Consider the following 273-nt stretch of genomic DNA (forward strand, 5'->3'; position numbering starts at 1 on the left):
TCCGACGGCGGTGTCCCAACCCGTGGCGACGGTCATGTAGACCACATAGCCAAGGGGAAGGAGGGAGAAGAGGGCAATCAGGACTGCCAGCAGGGAGATGGTGGAAACACCGATCGGCAGGCGAGGGCGGCTGCCCTTGCCTGCCGTGGTGCTTGCCGGGCCCGTAGGGCCGACAACGACGTGCTTGGTGGTCACTGAACTACAGCAGTCCTGCCTTGGTCATAAGGTCCGTGACCTTGGTGGAATCCAGTTTCGCAGGATCAACGACGGGTG

The 273-nt window shown here is 62.3% G+C and carries 1 protein-coding gene; it reads right to left on the bottom strand.

The window, feature by feature from the left end; all coding sequences use genetic code 11:
* The coding region (locus SB764_RS40180; protein WP_410866778.1) for a hypothetical protein at positions 1-195 on the bottom strand (195 nt) is incomplete at its 3' end.
* Between the last annotated feature and the right edge of the window lie 78 nt (positions 196-273).

The organism is Paraburkholderia sp. SIMBA_027 (assembly GCF_046535315.1).
Classification (GTDB): Bacteria; Pseudomonadota; Gammaproteobacteria; order Burkholderiales; family Burkholderiaceae; genus Paraburkholderia; species Paraburkholderia tropica.